The organism is Streptomyces mutomycini (genome assembly GCF_001700505.1).
Taxonomy (GTDB): Bacteria; Actinomycetota; Actinomycetes; order Streptomycetales; family Streptomycetaceae; genus Streptomyces; species Streptomyces mutomycini.
This window is the reverse complement of record NZ_MAPV01000238.1, coordinates 1-7,760: the sequence shown is the minus strand read 5'-3', so window position 1 is coordinate 7,760 and position 7,760 is coordinate 1. Positions and strand designations below refer to the sequence as shown.

The window sequence follows — 7,760 nt, the reverse complement described above, 5'->3', positions numbered from 1 at the left end:
GGTACGGGGCGGCCGGGGTGCGGGGACGAGCCGGCGTCCGTGCACACCTGTTGCACGGATCGCCAGCTGGTTCTCCTCCAGGTCACGCGCCGCGAGAGTGGTGCGGAGTCGGTGCGCCGCACGCCGGTCCAGGTTCGCCGGGAGGTCGAGCAGGCCGCCCCAGCTCTCCGGGCGTTCGGCACCGATGACGCCGCCCAGTCCCCAGAGCAGGGCTTGGNNCCACGGAGACCGCGCCACGGGTCGCGATCCACAGCGGAGCCTGCACGGCGGTGTCCGAGAGGGCCTGTACGAAGGCCACCGTGTGCGCGAGCCCGGCCGGCACGGCTTCCGCCTGGGGGTGGGTGCGTGCGTCCAGGGCGAGGAGCGACAGGACTCCGGCGACGGCGGTGTCCGGTCCGTCGTCGAGCGCTGTGCGTATGAGGGCGGCCAGCGCTTCGCGATCGCTGCCGGGTGCCACACGGACCGCGACGACGTCGGCGGGGGCGAGCGCGTCGAGGCACTCTTCGAGATAGGGGTCGGCTGCGGTCGGGTCGGCAGCGGTGGTCGCGGGCAGCGCCACCAGGAACGTGCCCGTCGGCCGATGGGCAGTGGGCCTTTCCGCGATCCGCTGCCACACCACGCGGTAGCGCCAGGAGTCGACGGTGGACAGAGCGGTGCGCTGCCGTCGCCACGCGGACAGTGCGGGCAGTGCCGCTGCGAACGACTGCTCCGTGTCGACCGCGAGGGTCCGTGTGAGTGCCGCCAGGTCCGCGCCGTCGACGGCGGCCCAGAAGGCGTCGTCTTCCGGGGCGGTCCCGGGCCGGTCCGTGTCCGGCGTGCCGGGCAGCTCAAGCCAGTAGCGCCGGTGCTGGAACGCGTACGTGGGCAGGTCCACACGCCGGGCGCCGGTGCCGGCGAACACAGCCCGCCAGTCCGGTTCCACACCGTTCGCGTAGGCGGTGGCGAGCGAGGTCATGAACCGGCGGGGTTCGTCCTCGCCCCGCCGCAGGGTGCCGAGCGCGACCGCGTCGCCGTCCGCCGCGTCGAAGATCTCCTGGAGTCCCGCCGTGAGCACGGAGTGTGGGCTGACCTCGATGAACACTGTGTGGCCGTCGGCCAGAGCGGCGGCGGTCGCCGCCTCGAACTCCACCATGGAGCGCAGGTTGCGGTACCAGTAGTCCGCGTCCAGGCCGGCGGTGTCGATGAGACCGCCCGTCAGCGTGGAGTAGAACGGAACCGCCGCGGAGCGTGGCGCGAGCCCGCGCAGCGCATCCGCCAGCTCCGCACGGATGCTTTCGATCTGCGCCGAGTGGGACGCGTAGTCCATCGCGATGCGCCGGGTCCGCACTTCCTCTGCCGCGCATGCGGACACGAAGGCGTCCAGTGCGTCCAGGTCACCCGACACGACGACGGAGGTGGGTCCGTTCACCGCGGCCACCGACAGCCGGGTGCCGAACTGCCGCACCTGCTCGCGCACCCACTCCACTGGGCGCGGGACCGACACCATCCCGCCCTTGCCGGAGAGGGGCATCGTGACTTCACGCCGTCGCGCCACGAGGCGTGCCGCGTCCGGAAGGGAGAGGGCTCCGGCGACGGTGGCTGCGGTGATCTCGCCCTGGGAGTGGCCGATCACAGCGGCCGGCTCGACTCCGCACGAGCGCCACAGCTCGGCCAGGGAGACCATGACCGCCCACAGCACCAGCTGCATGACGTCAGCCCGGTCCGACGAGGGAGCGCCCTCCACACGTCGCACCACATCGAGGAGGGACCAGTCCGTGTAGGGCGCCAGCGCCTCACCGCATTCCGCGAGCCGTTCCGCGAAGACGGGGGACGACTCCACCAGGCCCGCCGCCATCCCGGTCCACTGCGCACCCTGCCCCGGGAACACGAAGACGGGCTTGACCCTGCGGGACGCGGTCCCCCGTACGGCACCGGCGGCCGAGCCGACGTGCGCCAGGGACCGGAGCGCGGTCAGGAAGCCGTCGTGGTCTTCCGCCACCAGGGCGACACGGTGCTCGAGCGAGGCCCTGGTGGTGGCGAGCGACCACCCGACGTCCGCCGGGGCCGGGCCGCCGCCGTTGCGTGTCTCCAGGTGGGCCAGCAGACGGGCGGCCTGGGCCGCGACCGCCTCCGGCGACTTCCCGGACAGCACCCACGGTGCGGTGCCGGTGGTGAGCAGGGTCCGTGCGTCGGCTCGGGGCGCATCCGCCGGACCGGGGTCCGGGCGGCTGTCGAGGGCGACGTGTTCGAGGATCACGTGCGCGTTGGTGCCACTGATCCCGAACGACGACACCCCCGCCCGGCGTGGCTCGCCCGTCTCGGGCCAGGCCACCTGCTCGGCCAGCAGCTCGACGCGACCGGCCGACCAGTCGACGTGCCTTGACGGCTCGTCGACGTGCAGGGTCCGCGGCAGCACACCGTGCCGCATGGCCATCACCATCTTGATCACACCGGCCACACCCGCAGCAGCCTGCGTATGGCCGATGTTCGACTTCAGCGACCCCAGCCACAGCGGGCGGTCATCAGTCCTCTCCTGTCCGTACGTGGCGATGAGCGCCTGCGCCTCGATCGGGTCGCCGAGTGTGGTGCCGGTGCCGTGCGCCTCCACCGCGTCGACCTGCGCGGCCGTGAGCCCGGCCCCTGCCAGGGCCTGCCGGATCACACGCTGCTGCGACGGGCCGTTGGGCGCGGTCAGACCGTTGGACGCACCGTCCTGGTTGACGGCGGAACCGCGCACCACGGCAAGGACCTCGTGCCCGTTGCGGCGCGCGTCCGACAGTCGTTCCACCAGCAGTACGCCTACGCCTTCGCCCCAGCCGGTGCCGTCGGCGGCGGCGGAGAAGGCCTTGCACCGGCCGTCCGCGGCCAGGCCACGCTGCCTGCTGAAGTCGATGAACGTGGCCGGGGTGGTCATCACCGTGACCCCGCCGGCGATCGCCATCGTGCACTCACCCGAGCGCAGCGACTGCACCGCCAGGTGCAACGCCACCAACGAGGAGGAGCACGCCGTGTCGACGGTGACCGCGGGTCCTTCCAGGCCCAAGGTGTACGAGACCCTGCCGGTGACGACACTGCTCGCGGTGCCCGTCCCGAGGTATCCGTCGACCCCTTCGGGCACGGCACCCACGCTCGCCGCGTGATTGTGGTACATCACCCCGGCGAACACTCCCGTGCGGCTGCCCCGCAGCGACAGCGGATCGATCCCGGCGCTCTCGAACGCCTCCCAGGACGCCTCCAGCAGCAATCGCTGCTGCGGGTCCATCGCCAGCGCCTCGTGCGGCGAGATCTTGAACGGTTCGGGGTCGAAGTCACCGGCGTCGTGCAGGAACCCGCCCTCGCGGGTGTAGCTGGTACCGGGCCGCTTCATCTCGGGGTCGTACAGCGCCTCGATGTCCCAGCCACGGTCGGTGGGGAAGCCGGTGATGCCGTCCCCGCCCGACGCCGCCAGTTCCCACAGCTCGTCGGGGGACCGTACGTCGCCGGGGTACCGGCAGCTCATCGCCACGATCGCGATCGGCTCGCTGTCCCTCTCCTCGACGGAGCGCAGCCGCTCGCCGGTCTCGTGCAGTTCGGCGGTGACCCGCCGGAGATATTCGCGGAGCTTGTCTTCGTTCGCCATCAGCGAGTCACCTGCCGAACTTGTTGTCGATAAAGTCGAACAGCTCGTCGTCTGAGGCTGTACCGAGTGTCTGACTGACGCTGGTCTCGTCACCGGCATCGTTGCCCGGGCCGTCATGGGCACCGGCCGGCTCGCACTCCTCTTTCCACCTGGTCATCAACGCGTGCAGCCGGGCGGTGACAGTGGCGACGGAGCCCTCGCCGTCGGGCGTGAGCGCGTCGAACTCCGACTCCAGCCGGTCGAGGGCCTCGAGCACCGAGACCATCGCCGCCTTGCCGGGGGCGATCTCGGTCAGGACGTGCTCGGACAGCGCGCCGGGGGTGGGGTGGTCGAAGACCAGAGTCGCGGGCAGCCGGAGTCCTGTCGCCGCATTCAGCCGGTTCCGGAGGTCGACAGCGGTCAGTGAATCGAAGCCCAGCTCTGTGAAGGCGTCATGAGGCTTGATGGACGCCCCGGAGGCATGGCCGAGGACGTCGGCGACCTGGTCGCACACCAGCTGGAGTACCAGCCGCTCACGCTCCGCAGCGGGTACCGCACGCATCCGCTCGGCGTAGAGGTGGGGCCCGCCGGACGCAGCGGTACGCGTCTCCTCGCCGAGGCGCCTGGCCGGCTTTCGTACGAGCGCCCGAAGCACCGTCGGCACATCGTCCGTCAGAGCATTCCTGCGCAGTACGGCGAAGTCGAGAGGGACGGGGACCAGCACCGGCTCGTCGGTCAATGTCGTTGCTGAGTCGAAGAGTTCGAGCCCGTGTGCCGAGGACAACGGCAGCAGCCCACCCCGGGCCATCCGCCGCAGATCATCCGCACCGAGCTGACCCGTCATCTCACTCGCCTGAGCCCACAAACCCCAGGCCAGCGACTGCCCCGCAAGCCCTTCCGCACGCCGCACCTCGGCCAGAGCATCCAGGAACGCGTTCGCAGCGGCGTAGTTCGCCTGACCCGCACCACCGAACACACCAGCCGCCGACGAGAACAGCGTGAACATCGACAGATCCATGCCAGACGTCAGCTCATGCAGATGCCACGCCGCATCGACCTTCGGCCGCAACACCGCAGCCAACCGCTCCGGCGTAAGCGACGACACCACACCGTCATCCAGCACACCCGCCGTATGCACCACACCCGTCAACGGATGCTCCGAAGCAATACCGCCCAGCACCTCGGCCAGCGCGGCACGATCCGCCACATCACACGCGACGAAGGACGCCTGCGCGCCCAGGTCCTCCAACTCCGCGACCAGATCGGCAGCCCCCGGAGCATCACCGCCCCGACGGCTCACCAGCAGCAGATGACGAACACCACGCTCCACCAGATGCCGCGCCACCAGCCCACCCAGCACACCACTGGCACCCGTCACCAACACCGTGCCCACACCCACCTCGGGAACACTCCCACCGGCACCTGCAGACACCCGCGCCAGCCTCGGCACGAACACCTCACCCCCACGCACCGCCACCTGCGGCTCACCCGAAGCCACCACAGCCGACAGAACCGACTCATCAGCCCCCTCGACATCCACCAGCACGAACCGGCCCGGATTCTCCGTCTCAGCCGCCCGCACCAGACCCCACACAGCAGCCTGCACAGGATCGGGCGACTTGCAGAACACCGCGCCCGAGGTCACCAACACCAAACGCTCATCAGCGAACCGCTCGTCCGCCACCCACTCCTGCACCAACCGCAGAGCCTGGCGCGTGACTTCATGCGTGCGAGACACCACGTCCCCGGGCTCGGAAGCGGAGTCCGCGAATGAGACCGCGTCGAGAACGCCAAGGGCGCTCCAGTCCGTGACTGATCCCACCTTCAATGCGCCGTCAGTCCCGCTGACGTCCAACCGCAGCTTCGACCAGTCCACACGGAACAAAGCGTCCGATGCGGTACCCGCCGCCCGCACCTGCTCCACGGACACCGGCCGCAGCACCAACGAATCCACCGACGCCACCGGCTCACCCGCCACATCAGCCAGCACCAACGACACCCCGGAACCAGCCGGCGCGATCCGCACCCTCAGAACCGACGCACCCACAGCGTGAAGAGAAACCCCCGACCACGCGAACGGCAGCCGAGGCACATCACCCTGCCCACCCACCAGCCCCAAACCATGCAGAGCCGCGTCCAGCAAAGCCGGATGAATCCCGAACCCCTGGACATCCACACCCTCACGAAGGGCGACCTCCGCAAAAAGATCGTCCCCACGCCGCCACGCAGCACGCAGCCCCTGGAACACCGGACCATACCCAAGCCCCAGCCCGAGCAGCTCCTCGTAGAACCCCGCCACATCCAGCCCGACGGCGTCCCGCGGCGGCCACTCCCGCAACGACTCACCCGGCAAGGTGCCCATGGCCAACGTGCCTACCGCGTGCCGGGTCCACTCCCCCTCCACGTCCGAGCTCGCCGCAGAGCGAGCGTGCACGGTGACCGCACGACGCCCTTCGCCGTCTGCGGCCCCGACGACCAGCTGCAGCTGCGTATCGACTTGCTCGGACAGGACCAAGGGCGCCTCGAGTGTCAGTTCCTCGACGATGTCGCACTCCACATGCGCGGCTGCATGCAGCGCAAGGTCCACGAACGCAGTGGCAGGCAGCAGAACCGAGCCCATGACCGCATGGTCGGCGAGCCACGGGTGCCGGCCGGGCGACAGCAAACCGGTGAACACCGTGCTCTCACCTCCAGCAAGTGGAACCGCGGCGCCGAGGAGAGGGTGGGCAACCGAACTCTGTCCCAGGGCGCTCGCATCGGTGGGCTGCACGATGCTGTCGGCGAGCCAGTAGTGCTCGTGCTGGAAGGCGTACGTCGGCAGGTCGATGCGTCGCGCGCCGGTCCCGGCGAAGTACGCCGCCCAGTCGACCACCGATCCGCGTACGTGAAGTTCGGCAAGGGCGGTGACCACGGTCTGTGCCTCGTCGCGGTCCTTGCGCAGAACCGGTACGAAGACCGAGTCCTCGACGCAGTCCTGTCCCATCGCGGACAGAACCCCGTCGGGACCCAGCTCCAGGAGCGTGGTCACGCCCTGGTCCTGCAAGGCGTGCATACCGTCGAGGAATCGCACCGCCTCACGGACATGACGCACCCAGTAGTCCGCCGAGCAGATCTCCTCGTCCGACACGACCCGACCGGACACGTTCGAGACAATCCCGATTGCGGGCGGGTTGAAGGTGAGACCCTCCGCGACCGTACGGAAGTCGTCGAGCATGGCGTCCATGCGGGGCGAGTGGAACGCGTGACTGACACGAAGCCGCTTGGTCTTACGGCCCTCCGCCTCGAAGTGCGCGGCGATTGCCAGAACGGCGTCCTCGTCGCCGGAAATCACCGTCGAGGAGGGCCCGTTGAGCGCGGCGATCGAGACACCGTCGGCCAGGAGCGGCAGGACCTCGTCCTCGGCTGCCTGGAGCGAGACCATCGCCCCGCCCGCCGGCAACGCCTGCATCAGACGACCACGAGCCGCCACCAGCCTGGCAGCGTCCTCCAGCGAGAGCACCCCGGCCACATGCGCGGCCGACAGCTCGCCGATCGAGTGCCCCAGCAGGTAATCGGGCTTGACGCCCCAGGCCGACACCAGGCGGAACAACGCCACTTCGAGCGCGAACAGCCCCGCTTGCGTGAACTGCGTCTGATCAAGCAGCTCACCACCGTCGAAGACCACGTCACGGATCGGCCGGTCCAAGTGCCGGCCCAGCTCCGCACACACCGCGTCGAACGCGTCCGCGAACACCGGGTAGGACCGGTACAGCTCACGGCCCATACCCGACCGCTGCGCACCCTGACCCGAGAACAGCACCCCGGTACGACCCGAGGTCACCGCCCCTTCGATCGTCCGGTCACCGATGACCACCGCACGGTGATTCATCACTCCACGCGTCGTGACCAGCGAGAACCCGACATCCACCGGCGCGTACTTCCCGGCGAACGCCGAGAGCCGCTCGACCTGCGCCGATAGGCCTGCCTCGGACTTCGCAGACACCACCCATGGCACCACCGGCAACGAGCGCGCCGTAAGGGAAGCCGGCTTCCCGGCTATCGGAGCCTGCTCGACGATCACGTGCGCGTTCGTGCCGCTGATCCCGAACGACGACACACCCGCCCGCCGCGCCTCGCCCGTCTCCGGCCACGCCACCGACTCCGTCAGCAGCTCCACCGCACCCGCCGACCAGTCCACCTGCGA

General features: G+C 69.9%; 2 protein-coding genes. Both read right to left on the bottom strand.

Translation table 11 applies throughout. From position 1 onward, the window contains the following. Nucleotides 1-219: 219 nt before the first annotated feature. On the bottom strand, nt 220-3,697 hold a 3,478-nt coding region (locus BFF76_RS27925; RefSeq protein WP_420877231.1), incomplete at its 3' end, for a type I polyketide synthase. After that, a partial coding sequence (locus tag BFF76_RS27920) for an SDR family NAD(P)-dependent oxidoreductase (RefSeq protein WP_141695678.1) occupies nt 3,606-7,760 on the bottom strand: 4,155 nt, incomplete at its 5' end. The genes BFF76_RS27920 and BFF76_RS27925, both read right to left, overlap by 92 nt.